At 41.0% G+C, this 22,758-nt stretch carries 20 protein-coding genes and 2 pseudogenes; 9 read left to right on the top strand and 13 right to left on the bottom strand.

What is annotated here, in order from left to right:
* Positions 1 to 232 precede the first annotated feature (232 nt).
* Positions 233 to 2,686, bottom strand: coding sequence for an ATP-dependent DNA helicase RecG (recG, locus tag ABM313_RS06100; RefSeq protein ID WP_434686788.1), 2,454 nt, complete (start codon positions 2,684 to 2,686; stop codon positions 233 to 235).
* A 448-nt stretch (positions 2,687 to 3,134) separates the two neighbouring features.
* Positions 3,135 to 3,797: a cadmium resistance transporter gene (locus ABM313_RS06105; protein ID WP_434686789.1), complete on the bottom strand. Its 663-nt coding sequence runs from the start codon at positions 3,795 to 3,797 to the stop codon at positions 3,135 to 3,137.
* Positions 3,798 to 4,168: 371 nt separating this feature from the next.
* Between ABM313_RS06105 and ABM313_RS06110 the strand changes: the two genes are divergently transcribed.
* The 4 genes from ABM313_RS06110 to ABM313_RS06125 all read left to right on the top strand — a co-directional run bounded on the left by ABM313_RS06110 (position 4,169) and on the right by ABM313_RS06125 (position 7,162).
* Positions 4,169 to 4,918, top strand: coding sequence for a cadmium resistance transporter (locus tag ABM313_RS06110; RefSeq protein WP_434686790.1), 750 nt, complete (start codon positions 4,169 to 4,171; stop codon positions 4,916 to 4,918).
* Positions 4,919 to 5,134: 216 nt separating this feature from the next.
* Positions 5,135 to 5,695, top strand: a complete 561-nt coding sequence (locus tag ABM313_RS06115; protein ID WP_434686791.1) for a hypothetical protein — start codon at positions 5,135 to 5,137, stop codon at positions 5,693 to 5,695.
* Between the two features lie 181 nt (positions 5,696 to 5,876).
* Entirely contained in the window at positions 5,877 to 6,305 is a 429-nt protein-coding gene (locus ABM313_RS06120; RefSeq protein WP_434686792.1) for a YidH family protein, read from the top strand.
* A gap of 20 nt (positions 6,306 to 6,325) precedes the next feature.
* The gene (locus tag ABM313_RS06125; protein WP_434686793.1) at positions 6,326 to 7,162 is read left to right on the top strand and encodes a phosphate/phosphite/phosphonate ABC transporter substrate-binding protein; all 837 of its coding nucleotides are present in this window, start codon (positions 6,326 to 6,328) and stop codon (positions 7,160 to 7,162) included.
* Here ABM313_RS06125 and ABM313_RS06130 read toward each other — a convergent pair.
* From ABM313_RS06130 to ABM313_RS06150, 5 genes are all read right to left on the bottom strand, one after another.
* Positions 7,149 to 8,999 carry an ATP-dependent helicase gene (locus ABM313_RS06130; RefSeq protein WP_434686794.1) on the bottom strand — a complete coding sequence of 617 codons (1,851 nt, stop codon included), beginning with the start codon at positions 8,997 to 8,999 and terminating at the stop codon, positions 7,149 to 7,151. The two genes, ABM313_RS06125 and ABM313_RS06130, sit on opposite strands and share 14 nt — an antisense overlap.
* A gap of 5 nt (positions 9,000 to 9,004) precedes the next feature.
* Entirely contained in the window at positions 9,005 to 10,852 is a 1,848-nt protein-coding gene (locus ABM313_RS06135) for an ATP-dependent nuclease (RefSeq protein WP_434686795.1), read from the bottom strand.
* Positions 10,853 to 11,031: 179 nt separating this feature from the next.
* Entirely contained in the window at positions 11,032 to 12,450 is a 1,419-nt protein-coding gene (tnpC, locus tag ABM313_RS06140) for an IS66 family transposase (protein ID WP_434684214.1), read from the bottom strand.
* 120 nt (positions 12,451 to 12,570) lie between these two features.
* Positions 12,571 to 13,833: a tetratricopeptide repeat protein gene (locus tag ABM313_RS06145; RefSeq protein ID WP_434686796.1), complete on the bottom strand. Its 1,263-nt coding sequence runs from the start codon at positions 13,831 to 13,833 to the stop codon at positions 12,571 to 12,573.
* 100 nt (positions 13,834 to 13,933) lie between these two features.
* Complete coding sequence (locus ABM313_RS06150) at positions 13,934 to 14,887, bottom strand: LysR substrate-binding domain-containing protein (protein WP_434686797.1); 954 nt, start codon at positions 14,885 to 14,887, stop codon at positions 13,934 to 13,936.
* Positions 14,888 to 15,087: 200 nt separating this feature from the next.
* Between ABM313_RS06150 and ABM313_RS06155 the strand changes: the two genes are divergently transcribed.
* Positions 15,088 to 15,729 (top strand): cadmium resistance transporter, encoded by a 642-nt coding sequence (locus tag ABM313_RS06155; protein ID WP_434686798.1) that lies wholly within the window; start codon positions 15,088 to 15,090, stop codon positions 15,727 to 15,729.
* On the opposite strand, the gene ABM313_RS06160 is transcribed toward ABM313_RS06155, so the two are convergent.
* The 5 genes and pseudogenes from ABM313_RS06160 to ABM313_RS06180 form a co-directional block, all read right to left on the bottom strand.
* Positions 15,718 to 16,344, bottom strand: coding sequence for a phosphatase PAP2 family protein (locus tag ABM313_RS06160; protein WP_434686799.1), 627 nt, complete (start codon positions 16,342 to 16,344; stop codon positions 15,718 to 15,720). The two genes, ABM313_RS06155 and ABM313_RS06160, sit on opposite strands and share 12 nt — an antisense overlap.
* Before the next feature lie 53 nt (positions 16,345 to 16,397).
* Positions 16,398 to 17,192, bottom strand: a complete 795-nt coding sequence (locus ABM313_RS06165) for a sulfite exporter TauE/SafE family protein (protein WP_434686800.1) — start codon at positions 17,190 to 17,192, stop codon at positions 16,398 to 16,400.
* Positions 17,189 to 17,710, bottom strand: a complete 522-nt coding sequence (locus ABM313_RS06170) for a hypothetical protein (protein ID WP_434686801.1) — start codon at positions 17,708 to 17,710, stop codon at positions 17,189 to 17,191. The genes ABM313_RS06165 and ABM313_RS06170 overlap by 4 nt, the downstream gene beginning before the upstream one ends.
* 154 nt (positions 17,711 to 17,864) lie before the next feature.
* Positions 17,865 to 18,401, bottom strand: coding sequence for an MgtC/SapB family protein (locus ABM313_RS06175; RefSeq protein ID WP_434688387.1), 537 nt, complete (start codon positions 18,399 to 18,401; stop codon positions 17,865 to 17,867).
* A gap of 136 nt (positions 18,402 to 18,537) precedes the next feature.
* Positions 18,538 to 18,777: pseudogene (locus tag ABM313_RS06180) on the bottom strand (sulfurtransferase); the annotation flags it as partial.
* 77 nt (positions 18,778 to 18,854) lie between these two features.
* On the opposite strand from ABM313_RS06180, the gene ABM313_RS06185 reads away from it, so the two are divergent.
* On the top strand, positions 18,855 to 19,064 hold the full coding sequence (locus ABM313_RS06185) for a Uma2 family endonuclease (RefSeq protein WP_434686802.1): 210 nt from the start codon (positions 18,855 to 18,857) through the stop codon (positions 19,062 to 19,064).
* Positions 19,065 to 19,157: 93 nt separating this feature from the next.
* On the opposite strand, the gene ABM313_RS06190 is transcribed toward ABM313_RS06185, so the two are convergent.
* Positions 19,158 to 19,319, bottom strand: a complete 162-nt coding sequence (locus ABM313_RS06190; RefSeq protein WP_434686803.1) for a hypothetical protein — start codon at positions 19,317 to 19,319, stop codon at positions 19,158 to 19,160.
* Positions 19,320 to 19,347: 28 nt separating this feature from the next.
* Between ABM313_RS06190 and ABM313_RS06195 the strand changes: the two genes are divergently transcribed.
* The 3 genes and pseudogenes from ABM313_RS06195 (at position 19,348) to ABM313_RS06205 (ending at position 22,564) form a co-directional block, all read left to right on the top strand.
* A complete protein-coding gene (locus ABM313_RS06195) occupies positions 19,348 to 20,955 on the top strand; it encodes a DEAD/DEAH box helicase (protein WP_434686804.1) in 1,608 nt (535 codons plus the stop codon).
* Positions 20,956 to 21,227: 272 nt separating this feature from the next.
* Positions 21,228 to 22,249, top strand: a pseudogene (locus tag ABM313_RS06200) (transposase).
* 48 nt (positions 22,250 to 22,297) lie between these two features.
* Positions 22,298 to 22,564, top strand: a complete 267-nt coding sequence (locus ABM313_RS06205; RefSeq protein ID WP_434686805.1) for a hypothetical protein — start codon at positions 22,298 to 22,300, stop codon at positions 22,562 to 22,564.
* Positions 22,565 to 22,758: the final 194 nt, after the last annotated feature.

A 22,758-nucleotide genomic window follows, 5' to 3' on the forward strand; every position in this document is an offset into this window, starting at 1 on the left:
AACAGGAGATCAGATGTTTATAGTTGATAAGAGGTTAAACTTAAAAAAATTAAGACATAGGACAGAATAACAACAAGATAGGAGAAATAGAGCTATGATGATCGTCCAGATTGAAAACCTTATTCGTTATGTTACTGATGCAGAATGCAAAACAACCGATGTGCTTGTCCCCTTAGAAATTTGACAACAGCTAATCCATTCCTTTTTGAGAAGACGCTACAGCTTAAATATTTTACGTGAAAATTGCGCCGCCTTGTAGGCGTTGATAATGCATTTCAAATTCTGCTTTTAATGCAGGAAAATGCTCCAATGTGGCATCTTTTTTGATAATTCTTTCCGCCGCTTCACGGGCTATTTGGAAAATCTCTTGACGCGCAGCCTCATCAGGCAACCGATCCTCAATCGAGAAACCTGCATGTCCAGACTGTTCTGTCCCCTCATCTTTACCCTTACCGCGCATCTGGAAATCACGCTCAGCAATAAAAAATCCATCCTGCGACTGTTCTAGAACTTGTAAACGCTCTTGCGATGTCTGAGATTTAGAGCCGCTTAGTAATAGACAATAGGACTGCGCCGCACCACGCCCGACTCTCCCTCGTAATTGATGAAGTTGAGCAAGACCAAAGCGATCAGCATGTTCAATGAGCATCACCGAAGCGTTGGGAATATCTACACCGACTTCAATCACCGTAGTTGCTACCAGAATTTGGGTTTCACCTCTACGGAAAGTATTAATCGCCTCATCTTTTTCTGCCGAAGACATTTGACCATGAAGTAAGCCAATTTGGAAGTTGGGGAAAACTACATTTTGGAGATGCTCACGTTCTTGGGTTGCTGCCTTAATATCTTCCATTTTCTCGGACTCTTCCACTAGAGGAAAGACAATATAAGCCTGACGCTCTTGAGCGATTTCACGCCGAATTAAATCGTAGGCATCTTTGCGTTGTGAGGGTTTCAGTAAGACAGTTTGAATCGGTTTACGCCCAGGAGGAAGCTCGTCGATGATACTAACTTCAATTTCAGAATTAGTGAGATAGAGAGTGCGAGGAATTGGCGTAGCAGTCATGATCAACACATGGGGGTCATTCCCTTTTTGCAAAAGCCGCGATCGCTGATCTCTCCCAAAACGATGTTGTTCGTCGATTACCGCTAGTCCTAATCGCGCAAAGTTTACACCATCCTGAATTAAAGCATGGGTTCCAATGACTAAAGGCAATTCACCTGTTTCGAGTTGTCGTAAAATTTCGCGACGTTTTGCCGTCTTTGTGGAACCAGTCAAAATTTCTACAGGTAGATTTAGCTGCATAAACCATTCCACAATCTTGCGGTAATGCTGCTCAGTCAGAACTTCCGTCGGAGCCATCAGTGCGGTTTGGTAGCCAGCCTCGATCGCAGTTAACAATGCATATACTGCCACAATCGTTTTACCTGAGCCGACATCGCCTTGCACTAAACGGTTCATCGGCGTTTGACCTTGCAGATCAGCCCGAATTTCGGCAACAACTCGCTTTTGAGCATTGGTTAACTCAAAGGGAAGAATCTTTTCTAGTTGAGCGATCGCTTGGCTTTGGGGTACAAAATGAATTGCTTTTTGCTGATGACGACGATAGAGCGAAACAAGGCGACGATAGAAATATTTATCAAAGGTGAGCCGAATTACTGCTTGTTCTAGGGTTTCGCTGGTATCTGGGTAATGCACTTGGGCGATCGCCTGAGCCAAAGGCATCATTTTGTAGTCATTAAGAAAGCGATCGGGCATCGGATCGGAAATCTGTGATACGGCAGGTAAACATTGCGCCACAAGGCGGCGAATGGCTTCGGGTGTGATGCCTTCCGTAAGCGGATAAACTGGCACGACGCGCCCGACAGTTTTGGACTGGATTGTATCTTGAGTATGTTCAAGAACTTCCACTTCATAATTCTCTAACGTCAAACCATATTTGCTCTGTTTGACCACCCCTGAAGCTGCCACTGTACAGCCTTGAGGGTAAAGTTTTTTCTGTGATTCTTGCCAACCTCGATTGGAGTAACGTTTGCCAGTCCAGAAGCGGCTAAGCTTAATCTGCCCCGTATGGTCACGCAAAATAATTTCCACAATCGTGAGATTGGGATTTTTGGGACTAGTAAAACATCCGAATTTTTTAATTGTGCCGATTACGGTGACCGTATCACCATCTTTCAGTTCACGAATGGGAATCTGGCGAGCATAGTCAATATGATCGCGAGGATAATAACTGAGAACATCGCGCACCGTATGCAAATCGAGAAGCTTAAACTTTGTTGCCATAAATGAGCCAATACCTTCAAGGCTTTTTAACTCGGTATCAGGCAATATTTTTTTAGTGGCTTTGGGTTCCGTAGCAGCGATCGCTTCAGTCTTGGGTTTCTTAATCTTGGGTGCGGCGTTGGTTTCTGCTATTTCACGGCGACGTACTTCGTAGAGCAAGCGACGGGTTTCAGCTACTAGGTGTTGTCTGCGTGATAGGGGTAAATCACTATATTGAGCATATTGTTTGGCAAGGGTTTGGGCTTGGAGGCGATCGCTCATTTCCCAGTCTTCAGGGATTTCTTTTAAGCTCACATTCAAAAAATCTGCAAACAAAAATTGCTTTCCCTGTAAATTGGAAAAGCCTTTTTCAGCCTCGATACTTAAGGCTTGTTGCAAACGATTTATATCTAGTGGCACAAGTTAGATTGTAGGCAATGATTTGATATTGCGTAATAAGTTCTTGAATTGCCGATACAAATATATTATGACGCATGTACTCCTACAAACCCAAAGACAAGTGGCGGCACTTTGCGCCGCCACTTGTCTTTGGGTAATCCCTAAGTAAGACTTACATTAAAAACCATATGCGGCGTGCTTCGCACGCCGCATATGGCGGAAAATGGCTTAGCCATTTTGTGGATAGTTTTTTTTAATCCATGTTGCTATGGCTAAGGGTACTTACAAAAAATTAGAGCGATCGCTGATCTTGTCGCAATTGACGCATATCATCAAAAACTAACTTTGCACCTGCGGTAATCAATACCTCTTGATGAGAAGAATGGCGATCTTGTTAACCAAAAGCTAAAAGCGGTAAAAATTGCAAAGCAATTTTTACCGCTTTTAGCTTCTTACATTTGTTTTGTCTTTATACGGGCAGAATTAGACGATAGGATTCATTCTTAATGATGATCGATAGACCTAACCAAATGATTACAAAGGGAGCAATCTTGCGACCATAGCGAGCGACTAGAGCAGAAATAACAGGGAAACGGGTGAGGTTATAGGAGCAGAAGCACCAGAAACCAATAGTCATATAGCAGACGCTCAAAATGATGCTGAGACTAGGTAAATTGCTGCTGGCGAATAGAGGAATGTAAATACCGATGTTATTCCCGCCATTGGAGATGGTTACAGCCGATACACGATGGGTTTTAGGATCTTTAATTGTTGACCACAAGGATTGCTTGATTCGAGGTCTACCAACTTCTGTATGTATTTGTTCAATTTCATGGGTGATATCTTCAATATTGTCATCATCTTTACTCATGAGTTGATGAATTCCAATCATAATCGGAATTATGCCCAGTAGTCCTAACCACATATCTGAGACAATCAATCCACCAAAGAAGCCGATCAAGCTGACACTGACAAGAGTTGTAAATCCGAGAAATTCACCAACCACAACATGACGGGGACGGAAAGTGCGACTAACTTTGCTGAAGAAAGAAGTTAAATAAATATTGTCATCAAAGGTAGTTGCTAATGCAACGGCAGCCCCTGTCGCAATCGTTCCTTCTAACCAACTCATTTCTTCTTTCTCCTAACAGTCTTTTGATAACTCTTAAATTTTTAATTCTGAATAATTGGTTTCAGTTATTTCTTAAGTTGATTTGATAATATCGACTTTGATTGATAGAAACAAATATTGTTTCTTTTTAAAATGATAAATAGAGATTATAGACTTTGTAAGAGCTAGTGGTGGCGTATCAAGCCGCCACTGACTTCCTAGACTATCACTTGATTTTATGGTTTTGAAAAGAAACAATATTTGATTTTATTGATTGCGATCGCTATATTTAGTTCATCCGCAAATCAAATATTTTCACGGAGAAAATTCTACAGTTATTACGTAAGAATTCCGTTAATTAATAACCAATATGGTTAGCTAAATAAAAAATCATGAATGATCTATTTACCGCAATTCCTACTGCAATTACGGCTTTTACTGCCACCAATTTAGATGATGTTTTGATTTTGTTGCTATTCTTTTCCCAAGTGAATGCTGCCTTCCAAAAGAAACATATTGTCATTGGTCAATATCTCGGCTTCGGAGCATTGGTACTAGCCAGTTTGTCAGGATATTTTGGTGGTTTATTAATGCCCCGTGATTGGATTGGGATGTTGGGTATCTTCCCAATTTCTATTGGGTTACATCGGTTATTTATCCCTGATACGGACGACTCTGAGCAAGAAGAGGAAATAGTTGAAAATAGTGATTCTTGGTTATCTAATTTGCTCTCACCGCAGGTCTATAGCGTAGCGGCTGTAACCTTTGCCAATGGTGGTGACAATGTGGGAATTTATGTCCCTATGTTTGCAAGTGCATCATGGGAAAGCTTGTTAATGATTTTAGGTGTGTTCTTTACAATGGTTGGGGTTTGGTGCTATGCCGCTTATCGAATGATTCAAGTACCAGCGATCGCTGATTCGTTAAGTCGCTATGGTAACTACCTTGTCCCTTTTGTGTTAGTAGGCTTGGGCATTTTGATTATGATTGACAGCCATACATTAGAAAATCGAGGACTAGCGGTATTGAGCTTAGTAATCGGTGGTTTAGTAGTTCTCAATCTGGGACGGAATATTGCAGAACTTAATGCTAGTAACGTTTTAGCAAATGGATTGAGAGCTAATGAAGCCCAATTGGATTAGATAAGTTTAAACAAGGGGCTTAAGCTCCTTGTCTATAGAGCTTTCAGATTAGAAACCATTTAAGAATTACTTGCTGCCGTCTAAAACTCTAAGAGATCCCCCTCAATCCCCCTTAAAAAGGGGGAAGAATTTGATTCTTCCCCCTTTTTAAGGGGGGCTGGGGGGGATCTAAAGCAATTCTTAAATAGGTTCTTATATATTTCTAGGAGAAAATCAATGAAACTTTTAAAGAATCTCGTAATCGCTTTGATGCTGGCATGTAGTTTAGCGATCGCTCAGCCAGCTTGGGCAAATAAACCGCCCGTTACTAGTAATCCTGACTATATTGCCATAACTAAAGAACTAACTGCCGCCACTGATCCCGTAGATATTGCCAAGCTCCAATTTGAAAAATACATCATTGAAACAGGTGAATCCTTTGCCGAATGCCGTAATTTAACAGCAAATCCTTTAATCGTCTATGGTAAAAAGTCAAAGCTCGATACTTCTACTTTTGACAATGCTCTTTACACGATCCCTGCTGGTGAGACCACCAATGAGGATTGGAACTGTCAAGGTATTTATCTCAGCAATGGATTAGACAATGACGGTATACCTGTCGCCGCTAAGATTGTTACAGGGACGCAATTAGTGGCTAAAGCTAATCCTGAAACTGGAGCAGTGGAACTAAATATTCCTGTTGCTAAAGTTTTTAAACAAGGTGAAGTAAATTGGAATATCCCTGAAAGTGCTGAAGTCTTGGCAACTTTACAAATTCCCCAAGCTCCTTTAGATTAAACTATTTCTTTCAACAATAGACAGCGATCAGTATTGTCTATTGTTGAAAGAAATGACGGTTTCTAAACGGTAATTAAACCTTGAGAATCTATTGTATATAAGGATCTTAGAGATTAGAATATAAGAGATTTTTTCTTGCTGTTCCTATATAATATCAATTCAAAGATTCAGCAGCTACATAATGATTTCACTGTTCAAACCGAAACAACCGACTGAAGAACAAGTGCTTCTAGGTAAGCAAAATCCTAATCGTGTGCGTGACCATTTAGCTAATGAAAGAACCTATTTGTCATGGATGCGAATGGCGATCGCTCTTTTAGGTGTGGGTGTAATCGTAGTGAGGTTACGAATTTTAAAACCGCCCATGATGCCTTCGGTTGGCAATGGCTGGAAGTTGGGCTTGGCTTTTGCAGTGATTGGGATGTTGACTGTATGGCTATCGACCTATCATTACTTTGCAGTGCGGAATGACATTGATACAGACACTTTTGATCCCCCTGACCGCTGGGTAGTTTTGTTTAGTTTGGCGATTACGCTAATCTGTGCAGGAGTAATCTTCTATGTATTTGCTGCCCCCTTAGAGCAACTGAATTATATTATTCCTGAGTAATGGAATGATATAGGCAGCAGATGACAAGGCTCAAGGCTATTTCGTATCTATCACCGAATTTATTTTGGTTGTATCAAGAAGTTGTACAAGCGATCGCGAGGCGATGTGATTGCCATATTGAATTAATTGGTGCAACTTGCGATCCCCTTGAGGATTCTCTGCTAGAGCATGATCAAATTGATCTAGCTTTTATCTGTGGATTGCCGTTAATTCGCCATAACCGCATTGCTAAACAACCTCTAGAAATATTAGCTGTGCCTGTAATGCAAGGCGATCGATATCAGCAGCAACCAATTTATTTTGCTGATATTGTTGTTCGTGCAGATAGTAATTTTTATGAGCTTGGGGACTTAGCAGGAAGTCGGTTTTGCTATAACGATCGCGGTTCTAATAGTGGCTATAACTTAATACGTTACAGAATTTTGCAATATCTAAAATCTCAAATTTTACCCGCTAATTATCAATTTTTTCAATCATCACAAACATCGGGTTCCCATCAAAATTCTCTCCAATGGATTGCATCTGGGCTTGCTGATTGCGCGGCGATCGATAGTGTAGTGATGGCGGCAGAGTTGCGACAGTTTCCTGAGCTTGCTCAATCTCTAAGAGTGATTGAATCAATTCCTTCTCCCATACCACCAATTACGATTTCATCAAGGCTTTATAATCAGCTTGGCGGTGAATTTGTCAAAGAAATGCGCCAAGCTATTTTAGAACCTGATGCCTCTTTGCAAAAGGCGATGGAAATAGCGGAGGTAAGTCATTACACGACTGCGAGTATTAATGATTATGCAGAGATTGGTATGTTTTATGATCAGGCGATCGCCGCTAATTTCAATATATCTAGCATTGAATAAGTTCAAACTGTTTTAAATACCGAGATGGGTTCTGCAATCGGCTATCTCCCCAAGGCATAGTTCGTGATTGTGGGTATGAGAGAATTAAAACTCTTCGAGCGCGAGTTACAGCAACAAACATATTGTTATCCTCTTCATTAAGTAAAGTAGGATTTTTTGCTCGATAATCTGGGAAAATACCTTCGACCAGTCCAGCTATAAAAACAATGTCAAATTCCAAACCTTTAGCGGAGTGAACTGTTAGTAATGCAATTCCTTCATGAGTAGTCTTTTGATTTACTCCAATAGCAACTTGGCTCAAGAATTTAGAGAGACTAGCCTGCCCTCCTACTTTAGCTCTTAAATAGTTATCCCAACGCTCACTCCAAAGTTTTATATCTTCAGTAATTAATAAACGTTCTTCCTCATGTTCAATATTATTGGCAAACTTGAGTAAAATATCTAATGACTTTGAGAAATTACAATTAGGGTAGTTCAGTTCGTCAATTGCTTCTAAAACTGGTTTGCGATTTGTAGGTGTGTTTGAATTTAACCATTTTATTAATTGATTATTTTCGTTGTCAAACCTATCAGCAATAGATGATGTATCTATTTCCCAACGATTTATCAAAATATTAAAATGAAACCGATCCTGTGGATTAATCAAAAGCCTCATACACAACTCAAAGTCTTTAATCAGGTCAGATTCGCTTTCTTCCTGTCCTGACAGCTTTTTGTAGAATTTAATGTCGTGACGACTCAGTTCTTGCTCAATCTTTACCAAAACATATCGATTTCTTCCTAAAATCGCACATCGATCTAATGTGATGGCATCTTCTATGTCTTGATGACCACTATCAATTAAAAATTTTAGGTGATTTACTATTAACTCTGCTTCTTCCTGCTCGGTTTTTGCCTGAAGGAGACAAACCTCTCCTTTGATAGGTAATACGCCTACCACCTGATAGACTGGTTTTAATTTTTGAGCAAGATTTACGATTGCTTGAGAAGAGCGAAAATTTTCTGTTAGTTCTATATGTTTAGCATTGAAATCCATTTTTAGAAGTTGCATAAACTTTGGATCTGCCCCGTTCCATCCAAATATTGCTTGATTGCAGTCACCAACCATCATAATATTTTGGTAACTATCACTGCATAAAGACCGTATAACCTGATACTGAGCTTCATTTAAATCTTGTGCCTCGTCAATGCAAATGTATTTATACTGACGACGGTAAAAGTCAGCTATTTTAGGTCTATCTGTGAAAAGTTGGTATGTTAACAACAATAAATCATCAAAATCTAAAGTATTAGAAGCTCGAAGTGACAAGTCATATAGCTCGTAAACTTCTCGAACAATTGGATCATCAATAGCTTCTGGAGACATTAGTTTTTTCTTGGCTTGCTCAATTTGCTCAAACCATTCACTCAATAGCTTTTTCTGTCCTTTACTATCTTTAGATCTTAGTATTTGTTGTAAAACAACATCACCCATTACAGATTGTAGTAACATTTGACGGCGTTCTTGGTTTGATTCCATAATATGAGGAGTACCTTCAATGCCTACTGGTTTACCTCTATTCGTTAACACTTCTAAGCAAAAACTATGTAAAGTACCAATAAATGCACGTTGCCGAATATTTGGCACTTCGGTTAGACGCTCTTGCATTTCGTTTGCTGCCTTATTAGTAAAGGTTAGCGCTAGGATACGAAAAAAACTTTTATCTTCTGCAAGTAATCTACGAATTCTTTCTGTGAGAACTCGCGTCTTACCCGAACCAGGTCCAGCGCTTACAAGTAATGCACCTTCATTATAATTAACAGCTTCCTTTTGCTTTTCCGAAAGTAATATTCCCATTCTAGTTATGCCTCCGTAATTTCACGCTTCGGTAAACTTAGATCGTCAGATATTTTCTCAAAGAGTTTGCGTATCTTCGTAGGAAATTGCTTAGATTCATCGCTTAAACCAAGTATTTCTTGCGCCAAAGGTAATGCGTATTGTGTTTTGTCATGAGATAGAATGTGATACATTGCTCTGTTATCCGCTCCTTCTGATTGATAATCTCTAGCACCTCCTCCAAGCTTCTTTTTTAGCTTTCTGCCATGATATTCAGTCTTATATTCACTTAAGTAATCGGATGTTTCATGGTAAATGTTCAACATAGACTTGATAACATCACCGTAGTTTTGGTTAATGATATATAGTTCGTAGTCTTCACCTTCGGGAAGAATGATAATGTTTGGATGACTTGTGTAATTTTCTACATTTATAGATTCACAGGCACTTCTTAAATCATTTAGGGCTTCTATTTCTGCATCACTAAAGATATACCAAGGAATATTAAAATTCTTTGCTAATCGAAGGAAAGGTAGATAGTTCCCTGAACCACTAACACCAATAAAATTGATTCCCAAAGAGTTAGGAGAGAACCCTTCCCAGTATGCTTCTGCAAATTTAGGAAGTGCTTGTTCTTCTGTTTCACCTTCAAATAAAACAATAGCTTTTGCATATAGCAAATCGCCTCTTGTATTCATTACTTGACGATTGATTTTACGCAAATCCTCGTTATCTAGATCCGAAGTGTCAAATTGTGAAACGATGGTATTAGCATCTTCTTTGCGAAAGTGTCGAAATGTTGATATTTTAGCTTGACTGGCAATGTAAGGAGAGTGTGTACTAACAATTCTTTGCCCAGATATCTTTTCAATTTGCTCAAATAAAGCACGTTGGGCTTGAGGATGCAGATGCGCTTCTGGTTCTTCAAGCCCAAGCATTGGGTGTAAAGTTCCCTGTGCCTGATCGCGTTGTCTCCAATCTATGTATGCACGAAAGATTAGTAACACTGCAAGGCTTCGTGTACCCATACCATGACGGATAAGAGGAAATGTTTGTGCGCCTCTAGTTGCAAAATTTATATCAGCACTTTTACCCGCATTTCGTAAATTTTGAGAAATTGGACTAATTGACAGACTACCCTTTTCGCTAGGAATAGCTTTGCATAACTCATCGAGAAATTTTTGAGTGTTTTTCAGTACTGGACTAGCCAATCTAATTTCATTATTTAATTCTTCTAAACTTGTTTCTACTTTGGTAACTATTGAATCATCTAGATTGAAGTCGGATATGAGTCGGTTCCAAAAAGAACTTCTATTGGATAACTCGTCTTGTATATCACGCTTAGCATCCATTAAATAAAGAGCAAACGGTTCAATATATTTAGCATAAACCTCAGCATTTTCCTTAGCTTGAGATTTGTCCCACTGGTCAGGCTCTATCTCCCAATTTTTTAAAAACTCACGCTTTGTAATATATTCGCGCTGATCATTATCCCATTTAGCTTGAGTGCGAATACCTACAAAATCATTGTCATCATCGTCCTGTGATATACCATTTCCCCATAGTAAAAGCCAAAAATCTGAAAAGTTCTCTGATATAGCACTATGATTATCTACAGGACGAATGAGAATATCAATTGTGACAATTCTATCTTTTGGTACAGATGTTTCATTTAAAGCAAGATAAACATCATCTCTCAAAATATTTCGCTGCCCCAAACCGATCGCTATGTGAAGAGCTTCAAGAAAACTAGTTTTACCAGAATTATTTTCGCCAATCAGAACAGTTAGGTTGTCCAACTTAACATCAACCTGCCTAAGAGATCGGAAATTACGAACCCTGACTTCTACAACTTGAATTCCACTGTTTGACATAAGCTATTTTCTAAATGATTCTTACTAATTATATAGTAAATTAACTGCCTACCAAGAGCAGCTATGGTGGTTAGTTATAATCATCTTCAGTAAAAGCCTATTTCTAGTAAGGCTATATAGTGTGGCTATGCGATATTATTCCAAAAGTATCTGAGTGTTTAATGAATTCAAGTAAGAATTCAGGTAAGAATAGGGATGAGAGAGATGGAAGAAGGATCAATTAAAGCTTGACGGAAAAAATCAATGACAGATTTACCTTGAGCTTTACAAGTTTGAATAACCGTCAATAAAGCGGCGGTATTGCGAAAACCATCCATAGAACGGGAGCCACCACAAACTTTGCGTTTGGTAACAGCAAGTCTGAGATTACGCTCGGCACGATTATTGTCAGGAGGGACATGAGGATTTTCAAGGAAATACCACCATTGAGCCGATTTCTTCTTGAGGGACTTTAATAAATTACCTGCGGCATAGCCAACTTTGGGCATCCAATCCGAGATAGCTTGGCTGACTCGTTTTTTAAAATCAATCGCCCAGTTAAAATATGGTCGAGTATCACGATTTTTTTGCCAAGTCGCATGATGTTCAAATGCTTCATCAATCAGCCTAATGAATATACGCCCAATTTCTTGTTGAGATTTAAGGGTTAATTTAAGTAGTGCTTTAAAGTGTCGTCTTAGGTGAGCCAGACATTTCTGTTGTCGCTCAACGGCGTAACCGTTATACACACTATAGTCGTCACTACACAATACGCCATCATAGCTTTCTCCCAACATTGACTCTAGTTCGGCACGACTACGAGTATCTGCACCACGATATAGCGCATAACCTTCACCACTGAATGACCATAGCCATTCTTTTACGCCTTTGACGAGCCACGGTGTTTCATCGACTTGAACTTGGGGTTGGTCTTTAATCCAATCTGCTAGCTCTTCCACTTTTGCTTCAATACTGTCTGCTACTCGCTCATTGGTGGCGGCGATGGTTCCTAGTCCGATTTCGACTAGTCCCATCTCTTTTAGCAATTCTTGCTGTTTTTTATAACTCATATGTCCATAATTCCCTAACCATACCAACATCCCTTGTAGGCTTGCTTCTAGGTCTTGTTCGCCAATCACATCTTTAGGCAATTCTCCCCACACCACTGCGCCACAGTGCTTACATTGACATTCCTGTTGCTGATATTCAACGATTTCAATTGGTTGTTCTACCAATCTTGCTGTTTGTCTGATGCTGACTCCTATCTCTGTCCATGCTTGTCCTCCGCAATTTGGACAGCCTTCGGGCGAGAGCGTCTCAAAGCGATCTACTCGATTAAATCCTTTTCTCGTTTTTCCTTTATGTCCGAATTGTCCTCCTACTTTTTTCTTACCCTCCTCTTCTGCTATTTCTTCGACTTTTTTCTCTGACCGTTTTAATAGGTCGCTTGATGGCGGTTTTGATGAGTCTTTGCTACTTCTGTTGTTGACTGCTTTTAGGCTCTCTATTTCTTCATATATTTGCTGTGCCCATTCTTGTTGGCGCACGATTACTTCTACCAGTTCTCCTACTGGCATGTTTTCTAGTGCTTCTCGTTCATATTGTGGTGGTTCTTTCATCCCTTTACTTTAACCACTTTGACTCTTTTGTCAATTTCTTACCTGATTCTTTACGAATTCAAAGCAAAGACGCACTGGATTCTTCAAGCACATCTTTGCAAGAAAAGTTTTTAATTGGATTTATGAAGCGATCGCTTCATAATTTCGGCGATAGTGATTGTTAATAATCACTTCACGGTGAGCATCATCAAATATTTGCTCAAACAGTTGACGCTGGGTATTACTACCCCCAAGCTCTTGCAGTCTGGTCAAAATGGGCTTAAATTCCTTGCGGGCTTTTTTATAATCACAAATAGCATGGGCGATCGCCCCTCTCGCAGCAGGTAAAGCAACCTCTCGCCAAATCTTTTGGTGACAGAGTTGAGCATCATGGGCATAGCTTTCCATACTAAATAACATTTCTCTAGCTAAGTCCATCCGATTAGTACGCGCTAAAGCGTAGATATAATGTAGATCTTGAAAGGGAAGTGAATGTTCATGGATACGCTCAAATAGATAATGAGCAACCTGTTCCCAGCGATCGCCGACATCAATCCCACTTAATTCAAGTCGCAGAAGCAAAGAGATAGCGCCTACTTGATCCTTTGGCGATCGCTTAGTAGCTTTACCCCAGATATGCCGATCAAAAAGAGATAACACATGACGAATTTCACCAATGGCTAAATAGGAGAGTGCAACATGCCACCAATTATGGGTATAGAGCATCGAGTTACAGGATTCCCAAGTGTCAGCAAAACTTTCCATCCATGTAATCCCTTCAAGATAACGTCCTTGGGTTTCCATCACATGAATTACGGCATGTTGCGCCCAAGGGTCAGCCCGATTGATTTCGAGAGCGAAGCGAGCGAGTCGTTCCGCTTGAGCAAGGTGATTACTCTGCTCTAATCCAAAAGCAATCATTCCCATCAAATAATGATTACCTGCATTGGCATCAAGAACAGAACCTGCTACAGATGTTAAACCTGATTTATTGCCCGTATAAAAGTAATGATATTGCGCTTGTTGGACGGCTAAGAGATCTTGAGGATACCTTGTGACAATCTCTTCGCAATGGGCGATCGCTTGATCGATTTTTCGCTCAGCCCATGCTTCTGTGGCTAGTAAATGTAATCTTTCTCTTTCGTTAATATTTATAAAATTCTTTCTCGCTTGCAAAAGATAAGAATTAGCCAGTTTCGCATCTTTGGCGTTTTCTTGGGATAAATAGTACGCTGCGGCGAAGGTATTTGCTAAGACACATGCTGGATCAGCCGCGATCGCTTCCAAAATACAGGCTTCAGCGCGATTTCCGTAGCTCAAACATTGTTCAGTATAGGCATTGATTGCCTTGATCGCCGACAGGGAATTGGTGGTAATAGTGAGTCCTTGAACAACATTAAGCATGGGAATACCTGTTTTGGTCTTGACTGAGTCTTTGGTAAATTACGCTATCTTGACGTATTTACCGTAGATTAGTTTGGTTGGTCACTGAAAGTCAAGTTATCTAGGAGACATTTCGGCATAAAATTTCGCCAAACACCCTTGCAATTTTGGTTTGAAAGCGTTGATTGTGGGTTAGTTTTAAAAATGGACGCTTAATTTCTAATTGCTGAAGGCGATCGCTTTGGATTTCAGCTTCCTGCATACTTCCAACAGGTTTAATAACGGTAACTTTGCGTAATATATCCAATTGAAATTCTTTCTGCACCATTAATTCAGAAATAGCGGCGGCTCGGACACTACTTTCTAGGGCAGCTTTTACCATTTCGCCGCTACTCAACACCAACATAATTTCCAGTTTTGATAACTCAACGCCCCAATCTAATAATGCTTGTTCAAAAACCTGTTGTGTTCCTGAACCTGATTCACGCATTACCCAAGCGGTTTCGTAAAGTTGTGCGAGGGTGATTTCAGGTCGTTCATACCAAGGATGTAATTTGCCAACGACAATCACTAAGCGATCGCTTCCAATCTCCTCTGACTTCAGCATCTTTTGCAGGGATGGCTTGATCCCTGCTTCAATGAGTCCTACGTCAAATAAACCTGCGGCAGTTCCATCACAAATCTCTTCAGTATTTGCCAAGGTACATTTAATCGAAATATTGGGATATTGTTCTTGAAATTGACTGATTTTTGCGGGGAGCCAATAGTTACCAATGGTGAGACTAGAGCCTAACTTTAATTCGCCCCTTTGCAAATCATTTAACTCTCGCAATCCTCGTTCCATTAACTTGACGCGATCGAGAATGTCCTTAGCTTCTGTTTGCAGCAAAGTTCCTGCATCAGTAATTTCAATATGGCGACCGATGCGATGAAATAATTTCACGCCAAAATATGCCTCTAAGCTATGCACAGCCGCACTGACAGCAGGTTGAGTGATATATAGTTCTTCAGCAGCACGAGTAAAGTGCAAATGTTCTGCAACTGCTAAAAAAATCCGTAATTGTTCGAGCGTCATTCAATCTTGTTTGAGCGTCAAAAGTTAGTGAAAAGCATCTTACATCACTCTCAAACAACGCTGATTAACCGTGAATAGATTAAAACCCAGAGAATTTTGAAAGAGGCTTCGACTTCGCTCAGCCAACATATATTGCTGGCTGAGCTAAGTCGAAGCCCTCTTTTTGCTATACTTCTACTGACTATTAACCTGAGGAAAATATGGAATGGATTATCGGTACGGTGGCGATCGCAGTTACTGCTTTTACTGCCACAAATATCGATGACATTCTCATTCTCACCATTTTCTTTGCTCAAGTCGATCATAAATTTCGTCCACGTCATATTCTGATTGGTCAGTATTTAGGTTTTGGAATAATTCTCTTAGCAAGTTTACCGGGGTATTTCGGTGGTCTAGTTATTGACCATAAATGGTTAGGCTTATTGGGACTGTTACCGATCACGATTGGGCTGAAGAAATTAATTTCTAATCAAGATAATGCTGAAATAAATGTTCAAACCTGTGCGAGCGCCAATCAAAAATCATTAAATAAAGCCCCAATTATCTCGCCCCAAACTTATCATGTTGCGGTAGTCACCTTCGCTAACGGCGGCGATAATATCGGTATCTATATACCCCTATTTGCGAATTCTAATTCAGTTTCTTTACCAATTATCGTCATCACTTTCTTGTTAATGATTGCGGTTTGGTGTTATGCCGCGTATTTGATTAGTTCTCATCCTTTAGTGACAAAAATAATTACTCGTTATAGTCATATCCTTGTCCCCTTAGTATTAATTGCATTGGGCTTGTATATCATGTATGAAAGCAAAACTTACCTTCTCATTCCTCTATTTCAGTAACGCTTTACTCCAAAAGATTGCTAATAACCAGCCACCGAGAATATCACTGGGATAATGCACACCCAAATATAGCCTTGTCCAAGCGATCGCCATCAACCAAAATCCACCTGTAAATAACCAAATTAATCGCCAATGTCTCTGAGGAATCAGCATCGCGATCGCTATCACTAGACTCATACTCAGCATCGCGTGACCGCTAGGAAAAGAGAAATCTGGCTGTGGCAATGGAGAAACCCACAAATCAGGACGATGACGATGAAAGAGAAGTTTTGCAAGAAAGTTAATCAAGCCACTGCCGATGATCACTAGCCAGACATAGCCTAGCGATCGCCATTGTTTGCGCCAGAATAACCCAATACTTAGTAAGGAAGTAATGGCAGTAATGGCTATACCTCTAGCAGTTTGGGTCAAGGCGATCGCAATTTGATCTAGTTCTAGGCTTTGCGAGTTATGGACTTTTTCGAGGATTATGCTGTCCCAGTCAGTGATTAATGGCAAGGTGGTCACAGCGATCACTAATAGACCAAAGGTAGTAAGCAGAGAGAGAATCACCAAAAGATTTTTTAAGGTTGCTTCTTTTAACTCAGATATAGATAGTGGTAGATACTTAGACATAAAAAATGTAGTGAATTAATTTTTTTGAAAGTTCTACCTAGTGAAAAAACTTGTTAAGCAGAATGGATTAATTTCCAGCTAACCGTAATTAAGATCACAAAGATGAGATAGCGTAAGGCTCGTTGGGGAGCGTGTTGGCACAGTTTTGAGCCAAGCAATACCCCTGGGACAGAACCAATCCAAATTGGAATCACGATGTGCCAATCAACAGTACCAAGGCTAAGATGTCCGAGGGATGTAAAGCCCAATAGAATTGCGGCTTGAGTAATATCAGTTCCCACCAACTTTCTCGAATCTAGTTTAAAGAAGGTGATTAACACTAGAGCAAATAAAGAGCCTGATGAAACACTGGTTAAGCCTACCATGCAGCCCAATAAAAAAACGATCGCCACAGTTTTGATCTTGCCATCTACAGTTTCCAAATCAAAGGTAGGCAAACTTGGTAATGATAGATCTGGCGCAAAGTTGGCGAGCAGTAACTGGGCTAAACCTGCCACGGTGACAAATAGAATCATCGTGCCGATGGAAGGTAACAGGAAACTATCTAAACTCCATCCATAGGATTGCAGTAAATGCAAAATGAATACTCCTAATAAAGCACCTGGAACACTGCCCGTAGCCAGCCATTTCACCACCGATAAATCTACGGTTTCTTGCCGCCAATGACTGATACTTGCCACAGCCTTCATCATCGTTGCGGCGACAATATCCGAACCAACAGCGATCGCCGCAGGGACATTAAACATAAAGATCAACATTGGCGTAATCAATGAAGCGCCGCCGATCCCCGTCAAACCTACAACTGTACCAACGATAAAACTAAACCCCGTTAGTAAAAAATAATTCATAGCTGCACCTCAATCGGTAAAATCGCGCTGAGGTCGAGAACATGAAAATAAACTAGCGCCACAATAATTGCCGTGTATGCAGTCGAAGTCAGCACCCCAGAAAAAATCTCATGTTTGAAACTCCGCTTTTTTGCCGTAGTTTGCAAAATATCCTTTGTCCCCATCTGCACCAGAACTATACCAACCAGATTTGATAGCCAGTAACCTGCGATCGCTGCGCCAAAGAACCATTCCGATCGCCAAAGTGAAACTACATAACCAAATCCATAGGCGATCGGCAAATTAATGATCAAGTCATTCCACCAGCAAAGTGGTGACAGCAGATAACCTACCACCAACAGAATTCCACCCTTGAGCTTTTGGAGAATCCCCGTTTTATTGCCGTTGTTTGATTGGCTTTTAGTAGCGTTTTCAGTAATTTGGAGAGAACCATCTAACGCAAGAGTTGCGCTCTCTGAGTCGTTTATATATAGGTTTTTATGAATTTCTATAGTTTTGGTGACTGGCTGATTTGTCATAAATCTACGGTATAGTCATGTAATTACCGTATTTTATATCAAATAGCTACATTTGCTACAAATACTTAAAATAAAAATGAGAGTTAGACCAAAGGTCTAACTCTCATTTTTGGAATGCAAATTTGGGATGCAAAAATTGAATTTTGAGGAACAACTATTTTTCAGAATCATTAGGTAAATTCTCGCGCTTTTTCTTAGTCCAGCCAATTTTTAGCGATCGCTTCTCTGCCAATGTACGCAATTTGACTTTCCGATGTACTCGCTTGACTCCACTGAGGGTAAACAGCGTTAGAAAAGCCCCAAGTAGACTTACTTGCCACAAACCACAACCCGTTGCGGCTCCTAATGCTGCGGCTACCCAGACTGTAGCTGCTGTCGTTAAGCCTCTCACTTTAGAAGTGCCGCGATCAGAACTTGGTTGCAAAATTAAACCTGCTCCCAAAAATCCTACTCCCGTAGATACGCCCTGTAGCGTTCGACTTAAGGCATTAGTAGTCGCAAAGCTAGAATCTCCTTCTGCTTGCAAAGGAATCATCACAAACAAAGCAGCTCCCATACTAACCATCATGAAAGTTCGCATTCCTGCGGATCTGCCTCCTTTCTGACGATTGAAACCAATAATTCCGCCTACGATCAAGGCTAAAACTAGACGAAATGACAACTTCCAGAAATCATGGGAATTAACAAACATCTCTTCCATCAAAAATACCTCTAGTTTTTTATGCAATAGAAAAGCGGCGCTTTGCACCGCTTTTTTTGATGAGAAATTAAATTACGGCAAACACTGTAAACAAAGAAGCGAGTGGTACTCGCTTCTTTGTTTTTGATTAGGTCAGAGGGCGCTCTGCACCAGTTTCTACAGGCAAATCAGTCTGACTATATTCTGTCCAAGAGCCTTCATATACTCTGACCTTGGGATAGCCCAGCAGATGCTTTAAAACTACGTACTGCAAAGATGCTTCGCGACCTGTGGTGCAAGTGACAATAATATCCTTGGACTTATCAATCTTTTTCTCATCAAGAATCTTTTGGATTTCGGCTAAGGGCTTTAGCTTGTGAGGGTTTTGAGGATCGGTAGTTACGAGGCTATATGAGAAAATATCTTTAGTTGTGACTAGGGAAAAACGGAAGAGAAAGATCGTGGGTGAAATTTGCCCCTTATCAAACTATTGAATCTTTGCAAGAATATTTATTAGTTAGTCAATGGGAGCAACGAGTGGAGGTGTTTCGCCGCCGCGATCGCAAGTTTTTGCTATTACAGACCTATACAACCGATGAAATTGTTGAATTACAAAGTATTAATATCGAAATTCCCATTGCCGCAATTTATGAAGGTGTTGACTTTGGCAGCTAAGTACAGGACAAAAAATTAATGGAGTTGAAAAAGGCAATAGAATTGAGGTGTAATTCAAATTTAATATAGAAAACCTACTTTCAAGGATTACATTTAATGAGAAGTCCTTTGCGGTAAAGCCATCATCAGAGGCTTGAGGATCTCAGTCACCTTGATGATATTAGAACTACTAGTAAAAGACAAATGAATCATCATTACTATCAATTTCCCTACATTGCCCAAAATCCTTGATGCGTTTTGAGAAACTTCTGGCATAATACTAGGGATTTTTTTGAGGCGTGAGATGTCTGAGTTACGAGACTATCAAAAACGGGTCATCGATGAGATTTATGCAACTTGGCGACTCGGCAAACGGGCGATCTTGCTAGCGATGCCCACAGGCTCAGGCAAAACCCGCACCTTTAGCGAACTTGCCAAGCATTTTTACGATCGCCATCAGCGCGTTCTCCTATTAGTACATCGTGAAGAATTACTCTGGCAAGCAAAAAATACTTTAGAAAAAACTTTGCGATCGCCTGTTGGAATTATCAAAGCCGATCAGCCCATGCACCTAGAGCATCCCGTGCAATGTGCCTCTGTGCAAACCCTAGTAAAACGCCTCGAAAAACAAGAAATAGACTTAGGCGCGATCGCCCTCGTAATTGTTGATGAAGCACACCTTTCCCTAGCCCCAAGCTATTTAAAGATTTTAAGCTACTTTCCTGAAACCTTGATTTTGGGCGTGACGGCTACACCTTCGCGGCTGGATGGGAGAGGATTTGATCGCCTTTACGAAGCATTGGTCGTTGGTCCATCTGTTTCTGAATTGATTTGGCGTGGATTTCTCGCCGATTATGACGTACTTGCGCCTGAAAGCTTTTTACCCACTGAAGAAGGGATTCGGATTGCAGGGGGCGATTTTAATTCGGCGGACTTAGCAGAACGCATTGATCGCCGCTATGTAGCAGGTTGTGCCGTCGATGCTTATTTACGCCATGCCCATCAAAAGCGCTGTGTCGTATTTGCAATTAACCTCGACCATTCCAAAGCGATCGCTGAACGCTACCGAAGCGCAGGCATTACCGCCGAACATATCGATGGTGAGACTGTCCCAAAAGAACGTCAAGCTATCCTCGAACGCTTTCGTGCTGGTGAAACTAGAGTCCTTTGTAATGTCAATTTGTTTACTGAAGGCTTTGACGTTCCTGAAATCGAAGTGATCCAACTCTGTCGTCCTACCAAATCCGTTGCGCTCCATTTGCAAATGCTCGGTCGAGGCTTACGCCCCAAGGGTGGACGGAAAGCATTAGTTCTCGATCATGCAGGAAATTGCTTGCGATTAGGCGGCGCAAAAGCAGAACGGAATTGGACATTGCAGGGTTTAGTAGAAGAAGTTCCTAGCCTAGAATCTGTTCCAGAATTACTTACAGAACCATTGCTTGAACAGTCCACAATCGATATTCCTAAAGCCCAAATAGATTTACCAAATTTCCCCAAACGCCGCATCGAGATTTACGAAACTGGGGCTGATTTCTACAACATTCCTACCCATGCAGAACTCGAAACCCATTTAGCACAGCAAAGCTATCGCCAACCACCTCAACCAAGAACTGTTCCAAATAGAGTACAGCGATCGCCTTCAGACTCCGCACAAACCCAAGCAAATCGCGATCGCCGTTCTGTGCCAACTCGTAAAATCAATGCCAAAACATCTCCCAAAGCCTCCTCAACAAGCCGAGTGAGTCGTCCGTCTCGCCAGTTATCCCCTTTGCAAAAAGTAAGTAAGGCAGCGATCGAACTTGCGGAAATGCTCGAAAGTATTCTCGTTTGGGTCTGGCGATCGTGGTTCCCTCCTAAGCGTCAAAAGGTCGATATCTCGCAAAAATACAAACGTCCTCCTAACTTCCATTAGGAACGCATAGTATAGCTGTAGTACATAAAACCCAAGAAGAGAATGGAGGCGCATCGCGCCTCCATTCTCTTCTTGGGTTTTATGTACTAATACACTTGCCGACAGCTATAAAATAGAGAATCGGATTTCTGGTAGCACGGCTTTGTCTCATAAACCCAGAACATCTATAGCAATCCTAAATGGTTTGTGGAAGGACACCCCGATGGGGTGTCCTGGCACTGGTCATTGAATTAGTGGTATGAGAAAATAGAGGCAGAGGAAAGGAGAAAGCTATGGAATGCCCCCACTGCCAGAGCCAAAAGATCATCAAAAATGGCAAACATCACCACCAAGATGGCAAAGCTATCCAGAACTATTTGTGTAAAGGGTGCGGCAAGAGATTTAGTGAAAGGACAGGAACACCAATGTCAAGGCTGAGAACACCAGCAAGTGTCGTGTCCCTAGCAATGAAAATGAGGAGTGAAGGGATTGGAATCAGAGCCAGTGGGAGAGTACTAGAAAAATCCCATGTCAGCATCATGAGATGGGAGCAAAAATTGGCAGAGCATTCACCGCAATGGAGTCCATCTGCCCCAACAGGAGGAGATGTCACCATCGAAGGCGATGAAGTTTATACTCGCGTAGGCGAGAACCATTCGACTGGCGCTCACGGCAAGCCTTTCCCCCCAGTGAGTCAAAAGGTTGGACAGTGACATTCATTGAGCGTAAGAGTCGCTATTGGATTGAAGCAAAAGCAGGGTTCAAAAATACTGAACTATTTGCTAAAGCAACCAAAACAGCATGGCAATGGGCAAAGGCAAGTCAATACATCCGATGGTTTACCGATGGCGAAAGACGCTATGCCCAACAACTATGGCAAATGGCAAGTGTGCGCCTCAAATCCACCGAAGTAAGTCGTGAGTATGGACATCGGAAGGTATGGCGACATGGATTAGAAGTTGCTATCAAAATTAAAAGTTCACAAGGCAATCGTCGTGTCGAATGGCTCAAACCAGAGCATCCCTATACGGCTATTAGCGATAAGAGAGACGTTCATGCCAATCACAATGAAGCAAACAATAGTGCTTTGAGAAGGAGGTGTAGCGCTTATCGCCGTAGACAAAACCTGTATGCGAAGAATACCGAAGGATTACAACGAGCAGTCACTGTGCAAAGATTAGTTCACAACTGGGTGAGACCTCATGTGGGCTTAGGGAAAAATAAGACTCCAGTTATGGCGATCGGGCTATATCATCGACCGCTTTCCATGCTGGAGTTGCTTTCACTACGAGGTTTTCACTCCCTCACGATTTAACTGACCAGTGCCATTCTATATGGGCTATACCAACTTCCTCCCCTATCATTGAGTGAATCATTAAAGGAATTGTTAAGCGAATCGTCAATACTTGCTCAAGCTAAATCTTTAGGGCTGATTATTGCCTATGTTGCCTTTGCAGGAGCGAATTTATTTTTACAAGTTCCCATCAGTGTTTTAGGTGTGTTGTCAAACAATGAGCAGCAATTCGACGCGATCGCTCCTTACCCAACCGAAAAGATCCTCCAAGATTTTACTTTGGCAGGTTTCCAAGTCGATAAAATTATCGTGATCGAGCAATCTCTCCAAAAGTAAGGGCTTCGCCGTGCCATCAAATTAAAGCGGATTGATTGATCTGCAACTCAATTTTTTGGGCAGCTTTACTATTGCCAAGAATGTTACTAAGTAGCTAGACATAAGTAAACTAAAAACCGAGAAGTTTGTTCCGCCCGCTATGCGGGCGAAACAAACTCTGGTTTTGGATTTTAATTAAGTTGAGCTACTTATTA

Source organism: Pseudanabaena minima str. Chao 2107 (assembly GCF_051131155.1).
In the GTDB taxonomy this organism is placed as follows: Bacteria; Cyanobacteriota; Cyanobacteriia; order Pseudanabaenales; family Pseudanabaenaceae; genus Pseudanabaena; species Pseudanabaena minima.